We start from the raw sequence: 15,149 nt of genomic DNA on the forward strand, positions 1-15,149 counted from the left end.
AAAGATGCGAATGAGTAAAGAAATAAAGCAGGTGTAAAGAATGACTATCCAATGGTTTCCCGGCCATATGGCCAAAGCTAGACGTCAAGTAACCGAAAAATTAAAGTTAATAGATATCGTATTTGAACTTGTCGATGCAAGAATTCCGGTTTCCTCAAGAAACCCGATGATCGATGAGATTATTTCAAGCAAACCGAGAATTGTCCTGCTTAATAAAGCAGATATGGCTGATCCTAAGGCGACCCAGCAATGGCTGGCCTATTTTAAAGAGCAGGGCATTCACGCACTGCCGATAGATGCTAAAACGGGTACAGGCATGAAGCAGATCGTTTCGATGTCAAAAGAAGTTCTGAAAGAAAAGTTTGACAGACTGGCAGCAAGAGGTGTTAAACCAAGAGCGATTCGCGCATTGATTATCGGCATTCCGAATGTCGGAAAGTCGACTCTTATTAACCGTCTCGCTAAAAAGAATATGGCAAAAACAGGAGACCGTCCGGGAGTGACTACTGCACAGCAGTGGGTAAAAGTAGGCAAAGAGCTTGAGCTGCTTGATACTCCAGGGATTCTATGGCCTAAATTTGAGGATGAGCTTGTCGGGCTCAAGCTTGCAACTACAGGTGCCATAAAAGATGCTATCTTAAATCTCCAGGAAGTTGCTTTTTATGCATTGGAATTTTTGGGCGAAAAGTATCCTCACCGCCTTAAAGAAAGATATGCACTTGAAGAAATTCCTGAAGACCGTGTAGAGCTTTTTGATGCTGTAGCGAAAAAAAGAGGCTGCATCATGTCAGGCGGATGGGTGGACTATGATAAAGCTTCAGAGCTTCTCCTGAGAGAAATCCGTTCTGAAAAGCTTGGACGCCTGAGCTTTGAAACGACAGAAAGCATTCAGCAATAAGAAAAGAAGACTCGCTAAATGGCGCGTCTTTATTTTTTTTCTAAAAGGGTTCTGTCAGACTCTTTTACTCCTTACTTATCGATAAAAAAAGGCAGTGATATCCATGAAAAAGCAATCAACTGAACAAATAAAACAAAAATTGATTCAAGTACAGCATTCAGACGACCCTTTTTTACTCGAATGCAGAAAAGATGAACGAAAAAGTGTACAAGCACTAGTCAATAAATGGATGCGCAAGTTTGAACTCGGGAAAAAAGAAATGCAGATGTTTGAAGACATGATGACATTTGAGCGTCAGGCAAGAGACAAGGGATACAAATACATATGCGGTATTGATGAAGTAGGAAGAGGTCCGCTTGCAGGCCCTGTTGTGGCTGCAGCAGTTATCCTGCCTGAAGAATTTTATCTGCCGGGGTTAACGGATTCCAAAAAATTGTCTGCAGAAAAAAGAGAACTTTTTTTCGAGACAATTCTGAGTGAGGCTGTTGCTTATGGAGTAGGCATGATTTCACCTGCGCAAATTGATGAGCTGAACATCTATCAGGCTGCAAAAGCGGCGATGCTGAAGGCTGTAGATGAGCTCGCTGTGAGCCCTGAGTACATGCTTATTGATGCGATGGAGCTAGCCCTCCCAATCCCTCAAGAATCATTGATAAAAGGAGATGCAAGAAGCGTGAGCATCGCTGCGGCCTCTGTCGTGGCAAAGGTAACGAGAGACCGAATCATGAAAAAGCTGGCAGAAACATTTCCTCAGTATGGCTTCGATCAAAATATGGGATATGGAACGAAACAGCATCTTGAAGCTTTAAACAAGCATGGGATAACAGAATATCACCGCAAGAGTTTTTCTCCTGTAAAAGAAATGGCACTCATTAGATAAGGGGGCAGCGCTAATGGATCATATCATTACTGGTAAACCTCAGATAATCATTCAAAAAGAAGATATGCCAGTTTTCAGGAAAAATGATATCGTTTATGGGAAAATCCTTGAAAAAAAGGGGGACCGTGCAGTCCTGCAAATTGGAGAAACTAAGCTTCATGCAAGGATTGACAGCAGTTTCCCTTCTTCAGGCACCTATTTGTTTGAGGTGAAATCCATTAAAGAGAACGATGCGATACAGCTGAAATTACTGACGAATGCTGAGATATCCGGAAACCCATCAGATGCACCGGAATTTATCTTGAATCTTTTAAATGCTGCACGGACAAAAGGGAATGGTGATTTTTTGCTTCAGCTGCTGCATGAGTCCCCTGGAATCCAGCGAAAAGATCTGCAGCAGACAGTGAAGGATGCTGCTGAAACGGGAAGGCGAGATCCGGCAAAGCTGATTGCGTCCATAACATTCGCTTTGAAAAACAACGTTCCTCTGTCTGCGGCAGTCTTAAACGCGCTTTTTGATGTGCAAAGCAGGGAAACCCTATACGATCAATTAAAACAGCTTCACAGTGTACTGGAGACTGAAGATGTCCTAAAGGCTCATATAGGTTCATTAATCGCTCAAGATATCGATAAAAATGCTGACGCCCTTGCTGGAGTATTATCTTCCTTTCAAAAAAAGGCTGGAATAAAGGCGGAAATCTCCATTTTACAGCAGCTTGCAAAAGGAACTGATTCTATTCGGCAGGAGGAGAATCTGAAGCTTCTCCTGCTGTCTGCAAGTCTCACGCAGTCTGATCCTGCGGCAAAAGAAAAAATCGATCAGCTGATTACAAAACTGAACGGACAAACTTTGTTAAGTGCTGACCAGGGATTCACTCAAAATCAATTTATGCAAATCCCGCTGCATTATGGGGATTTTCAATCTGACCTGAACATTGAATGGACTGGCAGAAAGAATGATAAGGGAGAAATTGACCCGGATTACTGCAGGATCCTTTTTTACTTAAATATGAATGTCCTGAAAGAAATTATGATTGATTTACATATTCAACACCGCATTGTGACTGTCACGATTTACAATCAGTCTGAGCTGTTTCGCTCGCTCTTGCGCAATCATGCAGATGCGTTAAAACAAAAATTGCAGCAGCAGGATTATATAGTGAGTTCAATCAAAATTGAACAGTTTAAAGAAGCTGAAGATCATCATTCTGAATTTATGAACAAGGTCATGTACCGTAATCATTTTGCAGTGCAGGGAGTGGATCTGAAAATATGAAAAATGAAATTAGGCAAAAGAAAGCGGCAGCACTCAGGTATCAAGATAAAAAGGATGCTGCTCCGCGGGTCACTGCTAAAGGCAAAGGTCATATGGCAGACACGATAATCGAAGCTGCCAAACTCAATGATGTACCAGTTCAGGAGGACCCTTCATTAATTGAAGTCCTCCATAAAATGGAAGTGAACGAACAGATTCCGGAAGAACTTTATCAGGCAGTCGCCGAAATTTTTTCATTTCTTTATCTGGCGGATAAAGAAGCCAAAACGAAGCAAGCGATCGATAAAGGCAGCGATTGATAATATTTTATATTACTAGAAAAATAATTTTTGTGAAAAAATCCGAAAAAAATGAAGGATTCGACGAATTTCTGCAGAATAGTAGACAAGGAATCAACTATTTTATAAAATGAAAGCGCAGTCTATTTTTTTCGTACATAAGTTAGGAGGATGGGAAATGAATATCCATGAGTATCAAGGAAAAGAAATCCTTAGAAAATATGGAGTAGCAGTACCAAACGGCAAAGTTGCCTTCACAGTTGAAGAAGCTGTGTCAGCGGCAAAAGAATTAGGTACTGAGGTAGTTGTCGTAAAAGCTCAGATCCATGCGGGCGGCCGCGGTAAAGCCGGCGGGGTAAAAGTTGCAAAGAATATTGAAGAAGTAGAAACTTATGCGAAAGAAATTTTAGGGAAAACGCTGGTTACTCACCAGACAGGTCCTGAAGGCAAAGAAGTAAAACGCTTATTAATTGAAGAAGGCTGCGATATCAAGAAAGAATACTATATCGGACTTGTTCTGGACCGTGCAACTTCACGTGTTGTCTTAATGGCATCTGAAGAAGGCGGAACGGAAATTGAAGAAGTTGCAGAAGCGACTCCTGAGAAGATTTTTAAAGAAGTAATTGATCCTGCTGTAGGTTTACAAGCTTACCAGGCTCGCAGAATTGCTTTTAATATTAATATTCAAAAAGAATTAGTGGGACAGGCAGTTAAATTCATGATGAGCCTGTACAAAGCGTTCACTGAAAAAGACTGTTCAATTGCTGAGATTAACCCTCTTGTTGTAACAGGAGACGGAAAAGTAATGGCGCTTGATGCAAAATTAAACTTTGACTCAAATGCCCTTTACCGCAGAAAAGATATTCTTGAATACCGTGATCTTGACGAAGAAGATGCGAAAGAAATCGAAGCTTCTAAATACGACTTAAGCTATATTTCTTTAGATGGAAATATCGGCTGTATGGTTAACGGAGCAGGACTTGCTATGGCTACGATGGATATTATCAAGTACTATGGTGGGGATCCCGCAAACTTCCTGGACGTTGGGGGCGGTGCAACAGCTGAGAAGGTAACAGAAGCATTTAAGATTATCCTTTCCGATCAAAACGTAAAAGGGATTTTCGTCAACATTTTCGGAGGAATCATGAAATGTGACATTATCGCTCAGGGAGTAGTTGAGGCGACAAAACAAGTTGGACTTGAAATTCCTTTAGTTGTCCGTTTAGAAGGAACGAACGTTGAGCTTGGCAAAAATATCTTAAATGAATCCGGTTTGAATATCACATCTGCAGAATCAATGGCTGATGGCGCACAAAAAATCGTATCTTTAGTAGGGTAAGAAAGGCAGGGGACTAAGATGAGCGTATTTATTAACAAAGATACTAAAGTAATTGTACAGGGAATTACAGGATCTACTGCTCTATTCCATACAAAGCAAATGCTAGAGTATGGCACGAAGATAGTAGGCGGAGTTACACCGGGAAAAGGAAACACGGAAGTAGAAGGAGTTCCTGTCTTTAATACAGTTGAAGATGCTGTTAAAGAAACAGGTGCGAACGCATCAGTCATTTATGTTCCGGCACCATTTGCTGCAGATGCTATCATGGAAGCTGTTGATGCTGAACTTGACCTTGTTATCTGTATCACTGAGCACATTCCTGTTCTTGATATGGTGAATGTGAAGCGTTACATGGAAGGCAAGAAAACACGTCTTGTCGGTCCAAACTGCCCTGGTGTTATTACACCTGATGAATGTAAAATCGGCATCATGCCGGGATATATTCATACAAAAGGCCATGTTGGGGTTGTCTCTCGTTCTGGCACATTAACATACGAAGCAGTTCATCAGCTTACTCAAGCAGGCATCGGTCAATCTACAGCTGTAGGTATTGGCGGAGATCCTGTAAACGGCACAAACTTCATCGATGTTTTAAAAGCTTTCAATGAAGATGAAGACACTTATGCAGTCATCATGATCGGCGAAATCGGCGGAACAGCTGAAGAAGAAGCAGCGTTATGGATCAAAGAAAACATGACAAAACCTGTTGTAGGCTTTATCGGCGGCCAGACAGCACCTCCTGGAAAGCGCATGGGCCATGCTGGTGCAATTATTTCAGGCGGCAAGGGTACTGCGGCTGAAAAGATCAAAACAATGAATGAGTGCGGCATCAAAGTAGCTGACACTCCATCCGTTATGGGTGAAACATTGATTGAAGCATTAAAAGAAAACAATTTACTTGAAAAATGCAAAACACACTAAAAAAGATCTGGGGATAGCGTTTTATGCTATTCCCTTCTTTCTATTGAACATGATTTACAAAGCTTTCTAATAAAACTATATATAATAGTAGAAAGGGACAAAAAATGCTCGAAATCCAACATAAAATTATTCATTTATCCCATTGCCGGGGCTTTCGCCATATGAATTTTTTCAGCCTGCTGAAAGCCGATCCAACCATGAAATCTCTATATAGACTTACAGATCAAGAGTTACAGCAGCTTTTCCGCCTGTCAGATCAAGCTCTTCTCCAATTCCTGCAGGATTTCCACTCATTCAATCTTCATGAAGTAACCTCTCAATATAGTGAACAAAATCTTCATATGCTCACTCTTTTTGATGAAAACTACTCAGAGCTGCTCCGTGAAATACCAGACCCCCCTCCAATTCTTTTTTATAAAGGTGACATAACTCTTCTGAAAATGAAAAAAATGATCAGTGTTGTCGGAACACGGAATCCAACATTATATGGCTCGAGCGCTCTCAGGAAAATCGTAAATCCTTTAGTCATAGACGGATGGACGATCATAAGCGGGCTTGCAAAAGGCATAGATTCCCTTGCTCACCATGCGGCGATAAGTGGAAACGGGAGAACAATCGGAGTTATTGCAGGGGGACTGAATCATTTTTATCCTAAGGAAAATAAAGCTTTGTTTGAACAAATGTGCTCTGAACAACTTGTCCTTTCAGAATATCCTCCAAAAACAAAACCTCAAAAATGGCACTTCCCTCAAAGGAACCGGATCATCAGCGGCTTGAGTCTTGGAACAGTAGTCATGCAGGCAAAAGAGAAAAGCGGCTCACTGATTACAGCAAACACCGCTTTGGATCAGGGAAGACAGGTTTTTGCTGTTCCAGGGTCTATTTTTGACGATTTTTCTGCAGGAGCAAATCAGCTGATTAAGCAGGGCGCCTACCTCGCAGAAGAGGGAAGCGATATCATAAATGATCTAATCTTACAGGTATAATATGTGTGATTTTCCTTCCTATGTTCATTTACTGTTTGACAAACTGCATCACTATATTTAATAATAGTGGAGATTTAACCTGTTTAAGCAAATCATGGAATGTATGCGATTCTTTTTATATGCAGACAGGAATATCATTTCATTTAAAAGATAAACACATAAATTGAAAAAAGTGAAAGTATGAAAATAAAGAGAGAGAACACCTCTTTAAGGAGGATCATGTATGTCGGATTTTTTAGTGATTGTTGAATCGCCGGCAAAAGCGAAAACAATCGAACGATATCTAGGGAAAAAATATAAGGTGAAAGCTTCAATGGGGCATGTCCGCGATTTACCGAGAAGTCAGATCGGCGTGGACACTGAGGGGAATTACGAACCAAAATATATTACGATTCGGGGAAAAGGGCCAGTACTTAAAGAATTAAAAACAGCAGCAAAAAAAGCGAAAAAAGTTTATCTCGCAGCTGACCCGGATCGCGAAGGGGAAGCTATTGCATGGCACCTGGCTCATAGTCTGGACGTTGATGTATTGTCAGACTGCCGAGTCGTTTTCAATGAGATTACTAAGGATGCCATCAAAGAATCATTTAAACATCCGCGCCCAATCAACATGGATTTAGTCGATGCTCAGCAGGCTAGACGGATTCTCGACAGATTAGTCGGTTACAAAATCAGCCCGATTCTCTGGAAAAAAGTTAAAAAGGGCTTAAGTGCAGGCCGTGTTCAGTCTGTAGCAGTCCGTTTGATTATTGACCGCGAGAAAGAAATAAAAGCGTTTATTCCGGAAGAATACTGGACAATCGAAAGTCAATTTCTAAAAGACAAGGATTTGTTTGATGGCGCCTTTTTTGGAATTAATGGAAAAAAAGCGGAATTAAAAACCGAAGATGATGTTAAAGCAGTCCTAAATAAAATCAAAGGCAATCATTTCACAGTCACAAATGTTTCAAAAAAGGAACGAAAACGCAATCCCGCGGTGCCATTTACTACCTCTACATTACAGCAGGAAGCAGCCCGCAAATTGAATTTCAGAGCGAAAAAAACAATGATGATTGCCCAGCAGTTATATGAGGGAATGGACCTTGGAAAAGAAGGAACAATCGGTCTGATTACTTATATGCGTACAGACTCTACAAGAATTTCTGAAACAGCTCAGCAAGAAGCATATACTTTCATCGAGCAGAAGTACGGCAAAGAATTTACGAACACAGCAAAGAAAGCTGCAAAGAAAAATTCAAATACGCAGGATGCTCATGAGGCGATCCGTCCTACTTCAACGTTGAAAGACCCTGCTTCTTTAAAGGAATTTTTAAGCCGGGATCAGCTCCGTTTGTACAAATTGATCTGGGAACGATTTGTGGCAAGTCAAATGGCATCAGCGGTACTGGATACAATGAGCGTGGATTTAAATAATAATGATGTTATGTTCAGAGCGAATGGCTCCAAAATTAAATTTCCCGGCTTTATGAAAGTGTATGTCGAAGGAAATGATGATGGAGTGGAAGAGAAGGACCGCATGCTTCCGGATCTGCAAAATGGAGATGTGGTATATTCTAAAGATATCGAACCAGCTCAGCATTTTACTCAGCCGCCTCCGCGCTATACAGAGGCAAGACTAGTGAAAACGCTTGAAGAACTTGGAATAGGCAGACCGTCTACGTACGCGCCTACACTTGATACCATTCAGAAAAGGGGCTATGTTGCCCTTGATAATAAACGGTTTATTCCGACTGAGCTTGGTGAGATTGTCCTTGAATTGATTATGGAATTTTTCCCGGAAATCATCAACGTTGAATTCACGGCTAAAATGGAAAGCAGTCTTGATGAAATTGAAGACGGGAATGTTTTATGGGTCAATATCATCGACGATTTCTATAAAGATTTCGAAAAGCGCCTTGAAGTCGCTGAAAATGAAATGGAAGAAATCGAAATTAAAGATGAACCGGCTGGCGTTGACTGTGAAGAGTGCGGCAACCCGATGGTCTTTAAGATGGGACGCTACGGAAAATTCATGGCATGCTCGAACTTCCCTGACTGCCGCAATACTAAACCGATTGTTAAAGAAATCGGTGTACCATGTCCTAAGTGTGAAAAAGGGAATATCGTCGAAAGAAAATCAAAGAAACGCCGTATTTTTTATGGCTGTGATCAGTTTCCAGAATGTGACTTCCTATCATGGGATAAACCGATTGCAAGATCGTGTCCAAAGTGTGATAATATGCTAGTTGAGAAAAAACTCAAAAAGGGCATGCAGGTACAGTGTGTGAACTGTGATTATAAAGAAGAACAGCAAAAGTAAAGGTGAGCGAAGTCTTGCTCACCTTCTTTATGTGTTTTATGGAGGTTGTATAGATGAACATGAAAACAGTAAATGTAATTGGTGCCGGTCTTGCCGGCAGTGAAGCTGCATGGCAGCTGGCAAATCGCGGAGTCCATGTAAACCTGTATGAAATGAGGCCGGTTAAACAGACTCCTGCACATCACACAGATAAATTCGCAGAATTAGTCTGCAGCAACTCGCTTCGTTCAAATGGCCTAACGAATGCAGTTGGCGTTTTGAAAGAAGAAATGAGATTGTTCGATTCAGTGATCATTAAATCTGCTGATGACTGTGCAGTTCCAGCTGGAGGCGCACTCGCAGTAGACCGTCATGAATTTGCAGCGCTCGTTACGGATCGTGTGAAAGGGCACCCCAATGTAACTGTCATCACAGACGAAGTTACTGAAATTCCGGCTGGTCCGACGATTATTGCTACAGGACCGCTTACTTCAAAAGCATTATCTGAGCAATTAAAGGCACTTACGGGTGAAGAATATCTTTATTTCTATGACGCTGCTGCCCCTATCCTTGAAAAAGACAGCATTGACATGGACAAGGTGTACTTGAAGTCCCGCTATGATAAGGGAGAAGCAGCATACTTAAACTGTCCGATGACAGAAGAAGAGTTTGATCGTTTTTATGATGCGCTTGTTGAAGCCGAAACAGTTCCTCTCAAAGAATTTGAAAAGGAAATTTTCTTTGAAGGCTGCATGCCGATTGAAGTTATGGCAAAACGCGGGAAAAAGACAATGCTTTTCGGCCCGCTTAAACCAGTCGGATTAGAAGATCCAAAGACTGGAAAAAGACCTCATGCGGTCGTTCAGCTCAGGCAGGATGATGCTGCAGGCACACTTTATAACATTGTCGGTTTTCAGACACATTTAAAATGGGGTCCTCAAAAAGAAGTACTGAAGCTGATCCCGGGTTTAGAGAATGCAGAGATTGTCAGATACGGTGTGATGCACAGGAATACCTTCATTAATTCTCCTAAAATGCTGAAGCCGACTTATCAGTATAAAGAGAGAGAGGATCTGTTTTTTGCAGGTCAAATGACAGGCGTTGAAGGCTATGTAGAATCTGCTGCTTCAGGCTTATTAGCAGGCATCAATGCTGCTAATTACGTTTTGGGCGAAGAAATGCTTGTCCTTCCTCATGAGACAGCAATGGGAAGCATGGCAAGATATATTACAACAGCAAATCCTGACAATTTCCAGCCGATGAATGCGAATTTTGGCATATTTGCAGAGCTTCCGGAGCGTATAAAAAATAAAAAAGAACGCTACGAAAGATACGCAAACAGAGCGATAGAAACAATTCAAAAAATTTCGAAAAAATAATAGAAATCATTTGCAAGGGCTGCTGAATGTGTGATAACATTTAGTAGCCCTTGTGAGGTGTTAAGATGGAAAATGTTAAGAATTCTTTAAGTTTGTTCGTAGAATATTTACAAATTGAGAAAAACTATTCACAATATACAATTGTGAATTATGTTGCTGATATAGAAGATTTTTTTATATTTATGAAGGAACAATCATTGATTGATCTTCAGCTCATTACATATTCTGATACAAGATTATACTTAACTCAGCTGCATCAAAAAAATTTTGCCAGAAAAACAATTTCAAGAAAAATTTCCGCGTTAAGAAGTTTTTACAGGTTTCTTAACCGGGAGAAGATCGCATCAGAAAATCCTTTTGCAAGCGTCTCTCTTCCAAAAAAAGAACACAGACTCCCTCAGTTTCTGTATGAAAAAGAGCTCGAGCAGCTTTTCACGCTGTCAGATTCTGCAACTGCAGCCGGACAGAGAGATCAGGCGATTCTTGAAGTCTTATATGGCACTGGTATTAGGGTAAGCGAATTGTGTCAGATCAAGCTTACCGATCTTGATTTGCAGATTGGAACGGTCCTTGTAAACGGCAAAGGCGGAAAACAGCGCTATGTTCCCTTTGGAAGCTATGCGCAGGATACATTGGAGCTGTATTTATCTTCAGGCAGAAAGCAGCTTCTTCTTAAAGAAAAACAAGCCGGTGATCATGATCATTTATTTGTAAATCAGCGCGGCGGCCCTTTGACAGTAAGGGGAGTCAGGCACATTCTGAATGAAATGATTAAGAAGACTTCTTCTACAATGAATATCAGCCCGCATATGTTCAGGCATACATTTGCAACACACCTTCTTAATGAAGGTGCTGATATGAGGAGTGTTCAGGAGCTTTTAGGTCATTCTCATTTATCTTCTACACAAATTTATACTCATGTAACAAAAGATCATTTGCGGAACATCTATATGTCTCATCATCCGCGTGCATAAAGAAAAAGAATACGGAGGTATTTGTATGTCTCAATTTCATGCGACGACCATCTTTGCTGTTCAGCATAACGGCAAGTGTGCGATGGCAGGCGACGGTCAAGTAACATTCGGCAATGCAGTTGTTATGAAGCATACTGCAAAAAAGGTGCGAAAACTATTTAACGGCAAGGTAATTGCAGGATTTGCCGGTTCAGTAGCAGATGCGTTCACTTTATTTGAAATGTTTGAAAGCAAGCTTGAAGAGTACAACGGAAACCTCCAGCGTGCAGCGGTCGAGCTTGCAAAGGAATGGCGCAGTGATAAAGTGCTCCGCAAGCTTGAGGCTATGCTTATCGTCATGAATGAGGACGATATTCTTCTCATTTCCGGTACCGGTGAAGTGATTGAACCTGATGATGGAATTTTAGCAATTGGATCTGGCGGAAATTACGCACTTTCAGCAGGAAGAGCTCTTAAAAGATATTCAGGAGAGACTCTGACAGCAAAAGAAATTGCAGAAGCAGCTCTTCAGATGGCCGGTGAAATTTGCGTTTATACAAATCTGAATATAACAGTAGAAGAGTTATAAAGGGAGGAGTAATGATCAAATGAAAGAAATGACGCCAAGACAAATTGTTGAACGATTGGATCAGTATATTGTTGGTCAGAAAGACGCAAAAAAAGCAGTTGCTGTAGCATTAAGAAACCGCTACCGAAGAAGCAGGCTGTCAGAAAACCTCCGTGATGAAGTAGTGCCTAAGAATATTTTAATGATCGGACCTACAGGCGTAGGGAAAACAGAAATTGCAAGAAGAATCGCAAAACTTGTAGGAGCTCCTTTTATTAAAGTTGAAGCAACAAAATTCACTGAGGTCGGCTATGTGGGACGCGATGTTGAATCGATGGTCCGTGATCTTGTCGAAACATCTGTCCGTTTAGTCAAAGAAGAAAAAATGGCAGAAGTGAAATCCGCTGCTGAAGAAAATGCCAATAGAAGACTTGTAGAATTATTAGTTCCGGGCAAGAAAAAACAAACATCTTATAAGAACCCATTAGAAATGCTTTTTGGCGGTGCTCAAGGCAGCACCTCACAGGATCAAGATGACTATTCAGCGGAAGAGCAGTCTGTTGAAGAAAAAAGACGCAAAATGGCCCATCAGCTTGCTTTAGGCGAACTAGAGGACTATCACGTAACAGTGGAAGTTGAAGAACAGAATGCTTCCATGTTTGACATGCTTCAGGGATCGGGTATGGAACAAATGGGGATGAATATGCAGGATGCTTTAAGCAGTTTCATGCCTAAAAAGAAGAAAAAACGCAAGCTCACAGTGCGCGAAGCACGTAAGGTTCTGACCAGTGAAGAAGCCCAAAAGCTGATCGACATGGATGATGTTACACAGGACGCTGTTATGCGCGCAGAGCAAATGGGCATCATTTTCATCGATGAAATTGACAAAATTGCCAAGAAGAATCAAGGCGGTTCTTCAGCAGATGTCTCACGAGAAGGCGTTCAGCGCGATATTCTGCCAATTGTTGAAGGATCAACCGTTGTAACAAAATATGGTTCTGTCAAAACAGATCATGTCCTATTTATAGCAGCAGGTGCATTCCATATTGCAAAACCTTCTGATTTAATTCCAGAGCTGCAGGGAAGATTCCCGATCCGCGTTGAACTGACAAAGTTAAACATCGAAGACTTCGTACGGATTTTAACTGAGCCAGACAATGCTTTGCTCAAGCAATATACTGCTTTATTGGAAACAGAAGGTATACAACTTGAATTTTCTGACGATGCTATTCGTAAGATTGCGGAAGTTGCATTCCAGGTTAATCAAGACACAGATAACATCGGGGCAAGAAGACTTCATACGATCCTTGAGAGGCTTCTAGAAGACCTTTCATTTGAAGCACCCGAAATTACACTGGATAAAATAGCGATTACACCTCAGTACGTTGAGGATAAATTAAGCAAAATTGCTAAAAACAAAGACTTGAGTCAATTTATTTTATAATTACATATTTCCAGGAGGAACTTACTAATGGCTTTATTGCAAAAAACAAGAAAAATCAATGCTATGCTTCAAAAGGCAGCAGGTAAACCAGTTAACTTCAAAGAAATGTCTGAGACATTAAGTGACGTTATCGAAGCAAATATTTTCGTCGTCAGCCGCCGCGGCAAACTTTTGGGATTTGCTATCAATCAGCAGATTGAAAACGAGCGCATGATTCAAATGCTTGAGGATCGCCAATTCCCGGAAGAATACACTAAGAATTTGTTTAACGTGAATGAAACATCATCAAACCTTGATGTTTTCAGTGAATATACAGCTTTCCCTGTTGAGAACCGCGAGCTGTTCAAAAGCGGCTTGACTACAATTGTACCTATCATTGGAGGAGGAGAGCGTCTTGGCACGCTTATCTTAGCCCGTCTGCAGGCTCAATTTGAAGATGATGATCTAATCCTTGCAGAATATGGAGCAACTGTAGTTGGTATGGAAATCCTGCGTGAAAAAGCAGAAGAGATTGAAGATGAAGCAAGAAGCAAAGCAGTCGTTCAAATGGCAATCAGCTCATTATCTTATAGTGAGCTAGAAGCAATCGAACACATTTTTGAAGAACTAAACGGCAATGAAGGCTTACTGGTTGCAAGTAAAATTGCTGACAGAGTAGGGATTACCCGTTCGGTTATCGTAAATGCACTCCGCAAACTTGAGAGTGCGGGTGTCATTGAATCGCGTTCACTAGGTATGAAAGGCACTTACATTAAAGTGTTGAATGATAAATTCTTGTTTGAACTTGAAAAATTAAAAACAAATTAACAATACGTTTACAAAAAAAGCACTTCTTTTGAAGTGCTTTTTTTGTTTTGCCGATCTTATTTATGTGTTTGAGTGTAAAAACTCCCATGACTATTAAATTATCGTGGTAAATAGTGTAAAATTACTAGGTAAAAAGAACTTAATAAAAAATAGATACAAATTCCGACCTTTTTTTACAAAACCTTCATAGACTTTAAGACTATTATTTCTTACAATTACAGTATGGATTTAACATAATTCGACAATATACCATTCGAAAGGTATAAGGATTTTATGAGGGGACTAAATGAAAATATTTTCTGAAACAATCAATTCACTTGAAAATGCTGTGAATCGTTCCGCGGTTAAGCAAAAAGTAATAAGTCAAAATATTGCCAACGTTGATACTCCAAATTATAAATCGAAAGAAATCACATTTAAACAATCATTAGATTCTGAAGTGAGCAGGCTACAAGCCACTAAGACAGATCAGCGTCATCTATCTTTCGGCTCAGGACAAGAATCCTATTTGATTAAATCTAAAGCGAACACGTCCTACCAGGCAAACGGCAATAATGTTGACGTGGATCGGGAAATGTCTGACTTGGCTGAAAATCAAATTTACTACAATGCACTTATCGACCGTTTAAGCAGCAAATTTAATTCTCTCAAAACGGTGATTAGAGGAGGAAGCTGATTATGAATATTTTCAGTCAGTTAAATACAACGGCTTCAGCTTTAACAGCACAAAGACTGCGGATGGATGTCATCTCATCGAACATGGCAAATGCAGATACTACAAGAGCGGTTTTTGAAAATGGGGAGTGGCAGCCTTACCGGCGCAAAACGGTCGTGACAGAGCCCGGCGGAAATACGTTTTTATCACACTTACATAGAGCGCAAGGGAAAGAGTCAAGTGAATTGTCAGGTGTAAAGGTCTCTGGAATCAGAGAGGACCGCACTCCTTTTAAACTTGTATATGACCCGGAACATCAGGATGCGAATGATCAAGGGTATGTAGAACTGCCGAATGTTGATCCTTTAAAGGAAATGGTTGATTTAATAAGCAGCACAAGGTCATATGAAGCAAATGTAACAGTTTTTAACGCTTCTAAAGATATGCTGATGAAAACATTAGAGCTTGGAAAGTAGGTTTGAAGATC

15 protein-coding genes are annotated in these 15,149 nt (G+C 40.7%); all 15 read left to right on the top strand.

Features of this window, described 5'->3' with window-relative positions; all coding sequences use genetic code 11:
• Window positions 1-40: 40 nt before the first annotated feature.
• The 15 genes from ylqF (at window position 41) to flgC (ending at window position 15,138) form a co-directional block, all read left to right on the top strand.
• A complete protein-coding gene (gene ylqF, locus ABEQ24_RS05120) occupies window positions 41-898 on the top strand; it encodes a ribosome biogenesis GTPase YlqF (protein ID WP_430005763.1) in 858 nt (285 codons plus the stop codon).
• 103 nt (window positions 899-1,001) lie between these two features.
• Window positions 1,002-1,778: a ribonuclease HII gene (locus ABEQ24_RS05125; protein ID WP_430005764.1), complete on the top strand. Its 777-nt coding sequence runs from the start codon at window positions 1,002-1,004 to the stop codon at window positions 1,776-1,778.
• A 13-nt stretch (window positions 1,779-1,791) separates the two neighbouring features.
• On the top strand, window positions 1,792-3,054 hold the full coding sequence (locus ABEQ24_RS05130) for a hypothetical protein (protein ID WP_430005765.1): 1,263 nt from the start codon (window positions 1,792-1,794) through the stop codon (window positions 3,052-3,054).
• Window positions 3,051-3,353 carry an EscU/YscU/HrcU family type III secretion system export apparatus switch protein gene (locus tag ABEQ24_RS05135; protein WP_430005766.1) on the top strand — a complete coding sequence of 101 codons (303 nt, stop codon included), beginning with the start codon at window positions 3,051-3,053 and terminating at the stop codon, window positions 3,351-3,353. The genes ABEQ24_RS05130 and ABEQ24_RS05135 overlap by 4 nt, the downstream gene beginning before the upstream one ends.
• 157 nt (window positions 3,354-3,510) lie before the next feature.
• Entirely contained in the window at window positions 3,511-4,671 is a 1,161-nt protein-coding gene (sucC, locus tag ABEQ24_RS05140; RefSeq protein WP_430005767.1) for an ADP-forming succinate--CoA ligase subunit beta, read from the top strand.
• An 18-nt stretch (window positions 4,672-4,689) separates the two neighbouring features.
• Window positions 4,690-5,592, top strand: coding sequence for a succinate--CoA ligase subunit alpha (gene sucD / locus ABEQ24_RS05145; protein WP_070877236.1), 903 nt, complete (start codon window positions 4,690-4,692; stop codon window positions 5,590-5,592).
• 161 nt (window positions 5,593-5,753) lie between these two features.
• Window positions 5,754-6,578, top strand: coding sequence for a DNA-processing protein DprA (dprA, locus tag ABEQ24_RS05150; protein WP_430005768.1), 825 nt, complete (start codon window positions 5,754-5,756; stop codon window positions 6,576-6,578).
• Window positions 6,579-6,801: 223 nt separating this feature from the next.
• Window positions 6,802-8,877, top strand: a complete 2,076-nt coding sequence (topA, locus tag ABEQ24_RS05155) for a type I DNA topoisomerase (RefSeq protein ID WP_430005769.1) — start codon at window positions 6,802-6,804, stop codon at window positions 8,875-8,877.
• 53 nt (window positions 8,878-8,930) lie between these two features.
• A complete protein-coding gene (gene trmFO, locus ABEQ24_RS05160) occupies window positions 8,931-10,235 on the top strand; it encodes an FADH(2)-oxidizing methylenetetrahydrofolate--tRNA-(uracil(54)-C(5))-methyltransferase TrmFO (protein WP_430005770.1) in 1,305 nt (434 codons plus the stop codon).
• 65 nt (window positions 10,236-10,300) lie between these two features.
• Entirely contained in the window at window positions 10,301-11,209 is a 909-nt protein-coding gene (gene xerC / locus ABEQ24_RS05165; protein ID WP_430005771.1) for a tyrosine recombinase XerC, read from the top strand.
• Window positions 11,210-11,234: 25 nt separating this feature from the next.
• The gene (gene hslV / locus ABEQ24_RS05170; RefSeq protein WP_430005772.1) at window positions 11,235-11,777 is read left to right on the top strand and encodes an ATP-dependent protease subunit HslV; all 543 of its coding nucleotides are present in this window, start codon (window positions 11,235-11,237) and stop codon (window positions 11,775-11,777) included.
• 19 nt (window positions 11,778-11,796) lie between these two features.
• Complete coding sequence (gene hslU / locus ABEQ24_RS05175) at window positions 11,797-13,200, top strand: HslU--HslV peptidase ATPase subunit (RefSeq protein ID WP_430005773.1); 1,404 nt, start codon at window positions 11,797-11,799, stop codon at window positions 13,198-13,200.
• A gap of 27 nt (window positions 13,201-13,227) precedes the next feature.
• Window positions 13,228-14,007: a GTP-sensing pleiotropic transcriptional regulator CodY gene (codY, locus tag ABEQ24_RS05180; protein ID WP_070877243.1), complete on the top strand. Its 780-nt coding sequence runs from the start codon at window positions 13,228-13,230 to the stop codon at window positions 14,005-14,007.
• A gap of 286 nt (window positions 14,008-14,293) precedes the next feature.
• Window positions 14,294-14,683: a flagellar basal body rod protein FlgB gene (gene flgB, locus ABEQ24_RS05185; RefSeq protein ID WP_430005774.1), complete on the top strand. Its 390-nt coding sequence runs from the start codon at window positions 14,294-14,296 to the stop codon at window positions 14,681-14,683.
• A gap of 2 nt (window positions 14,684-14,685) precedes the next feature.
• A complete protein-coding gene (gene flgC, locus ABEQ24_RS05190; protein WP_430005775.1) occupies window positions 14,686-15,138 on the top strand; it encodes a flagellar basal body rod protein FlgC in 453 nt (150 codons plus the stop codon).
• The last annotated feature ends 11 nt before the right edge of the window (window positions 15,139-15,149 follow it).

It is taken from the genome of Metabacillus idriensis (assembly GCF_050483325.1).
Classification (GTDB): domain Bacteria; phylum Bacillota; class Bacilli; order Bacillales; family Bacillaceae; genus Bacillus_P; species Bacillus_P idriensis_A.